The organism is Shigella sp. SIG6, assembly GCF_053555815.1.
This window is the reverse complement of the sequence record NZ_JBQZXC010000228.1, coordinates 1-2,702: the sequence shown is the minus strand read 5'-3', so window position 1 is coordinate 2,702 and position 2,702 is coordinate 1. Positions and strand designations below refer to the sequence as shown.

The window sequence follows — 2,702 nt, the reverse complement described above, 5'->3', positions numbered from 1 at the left end:
GGAACGTATGCCACGACGTTACCAGCCGGGCGCGAAGGGGTGATCAATAAAGATATTAACGGCGTGGTGCGCTGGGACTTCGCACCATTGCAATCGCTGGAACTGGAAGCGGGTTACAGCCGCCAGGGTAACCTGTATGCGGGCGATACCCAGAACACCAACTCTGACGCTTACACTCGCTCGAAATATGGCGATGAAACCAACCGCCTGTATCGCCAGAACTACGCGCTGACCTGGAACGGTGGCTGGGATAACGGCGTGACCACCAGCAACTGGGTGCAGTATGAACACACCCGTAACTCGCGTATTCCGGAAGGTCTGGCGGGCGGTACCGAAGGGAAATTTAACGAAAAAGCGACACAGGATTTCGTCGATATCGATCTCGATGACGTGATGCTGCACAGCGAAGTTAACCTGCCGATTGATTTCCTCGTTAACCAGACGCTGACGCTGGGTACGGAGTGGAATCAGCAACGGATGAAGGACTTAAGTTCCAACACCCAGGCACTGACCGGAACGAATACCGGTGGCGCTATTGATAGCGTGAGTGCCACCGACCGTAGCCCGTATTCAAAAGCAGAAATTTTCTCGCTGTTTGCCGAAAACAACATGGAGCTGACTGACAGCACCATCGTAACGCCGGGGCTGCGTTTCGATCATCACAGTATTGTCGGCAATAACTGGAGCCCGGCGCTGAACATATCGCAAGGTTTAGGCGATGACTTCACGCTGAAAATAGGCATTGCCCGCGCCTATAAAGCGCCGAGCCTGTACCAGACTAACCCGAACTACATTCTCTACAGTAAAGGTCAGGGCTGCTATGCCAGCGCGGGCGGCTGCTATCTGCAAGGTAACGATGACCTGAAAGCAGAAACCAGCATCAACAAAGAGATTGGTCTGGAGTTCAAACGCGACGGCTGGCTGGCGGGCGTCACCTGGTTCCGTAACGATTATCGCAATAAGATTGAAGCGGGCTATGTGGCTGTAGGGCAAAACGCAGTCGGCACTGATCTCTATCAGTGGGATAACGTGCCGAAAGCAGTGGTTGAAGGTCTGGAAGGATCGTTAAACGTACCAGTTAGCGAAACGGTGATGTGGACCAATAACATCACTTATATGCTGAAGAGTGAAAACAAAACCACGGGCGACCGTTTGTCGATCATCCCGGAGTACACGTTGAACTCAACGCTGAGCTGGCAGGCACGGGAAGATTTGTCGATGCAAACGACCTTCACCTGGTACGGCAAGCAGCAGCCGAAGAAGTACAACTATAAAGGTCAGCCAGCGGTTGGCCCGGAAACCAAAGAAATCAGTCCTTACAGCATTGTGGGTCTGAGCGCGACCTGGGATGTGACGAAGAATGTCAGTCTGACCGGCGGCGTGGACAACCTGTTCGACAAACGTTTGTGGCGTGCAGGTAATGCCCAGACCACGGGCGATCTGGCAGGAGCCAACTATATCGCCGGTGCCGGCGCGTATACCTATAACGAGCCGGGACGTACGTGGTATATGAGCATTAATACTCACTTCTGATGCTAACGTCAGATTGTTGACAAAGTGCGCGTCGTTCACGCCGGATGCGGCGTGAACGCCTTATCCGGCCTACAAAGATCTTGCCAATTCAATATATTGCAGGATCACGTAGGCCTGATAAGCGTAGCGCATCAGGCAGTTTTGCGTTTGTCATCAGTCTCGAATATGGTCGATATGAAAACTACGCATACCTCCCTCCCCTTTGCCGGACATACGCTGCATTTTGTTGAGTTCGATCCGGCGAATTTTTGTGAGCAGGATTTACTCTGGCTGCCGCACTACGCACAACTGCAACACGCTGGACGTAAACGTAAAACAGAGCATTTAGCCGGACGGATCGCTGCTGTTTATGCCTTGCGGGAATATGGCTATAAATGTGTGCCCGCAATCGGCGAGCTACGCCAACCGGTGTGGCCTGCGGAGGTATACGGCAGTATTAGCCACTGCGGGGCTACAGCATTGGCCGTGGTTTCCCGTCAACCGATTGGCGTTGATATCGAAGAAATTTTTTCTGCGCAAACAGCGACCGAATTGACAGACAACATTATTACACCAGCAGAACACGAGCGACTCGCAGACTGCGGTTTAGCCTTTTCTCTGGCGCTGACACTTGCATTTTCCGCCAAAGAGAGCGCATTTAAGGCAAGTGAGATCCAAACTGATGCAGGTTTTCTGGACTATCAGATAATTAGCTGGAATAAACAGCAGGTCATCATTCATCGTGAGAATGAGATGTTTGCTGTGCACTGGCAGATAAAAGAAAAAATAGTCATAACTCTGTGCCAACACGATTAATTGACAACATCTGGTACGATTCGCCCGCAGCCATCACTGACTGCGGGCGAAAGTGTAAAGCAGGTGCCTTACCACTCTGACCTGACAACCGGATATGCGGGGATTACTCCCCGCACAACGGCTACTTCTTCGGTTCGTAAGCGAGAACAGCCTTAAACTCAATATTACGTTCCTTTACGGTGAACTCACACAGCGAGTCTCCGACCAGAAGCGTAAATCCCAGCACCGTCAAACACAGCACTATGACTGCCACAAGGGCATATTTCGTCAGCATGTTTATATTGCCTCCATGCGAAGAAGGGACTACCATCCAAATTGTCTGGTTTGGAGTGGCAGCCCCAGGGTGTACTGACCCCAAAAAGTTGGACAGTTAT

General features: G+C 51.6%; 3 protein-coding genes. 2 read left to right on the top strand and 1 reads right to left on the bottom strand.

Annotated elements, in window-relative coordinates:
* Both fepA and entD read left to right on the top strand, forming a co-directional pair.
* On the top strand, window positions 1–1,533 hold a 1,533-nt coding region (gene fepA, locus ACUU1M_RS19700; RefSeq protein WP_449144761.1), incomplete at its 5' end, for a siderophore enterobactin receptor FepA.
* A 174-nt stretch (window positions 1,534–1,707) separates the two neighbouring features.
* Window positions 1,708–2,328 carry an enterobactin synthase subunit EntD gene (gene entD, locus ACUU1M_RS19695; RefSeq protein WP_001506608.1) on the top strand — a complete coding sequence of 207 codons (621 nt, stop codon included), beginning with the start codon at window positions 1,708–1,710 and terminating at the stop codon, window positions 2,326–2,328.
* A 121-nt stretch (window positions 2,329–2,449) separates the two neighbouring features.
* Here entD and hokE read toward each other — a convergent pair whose 3' ends face one another.
* Window positions 2,450–2,602: a type I toxin-antitoxin system toxin HokE gene (gene hokE / locus ACUU1M_RS19690; RefSeq protein ID WP_000956465.1), complete on the bottom strand. Its 153-nt coding sequence runs from the start codon at window positions 2,600–2,602 to the stop codon at window positions 2,450–2,452.
* Window positions 2,603–2,702: the final 100 nt, after the last annotated feature.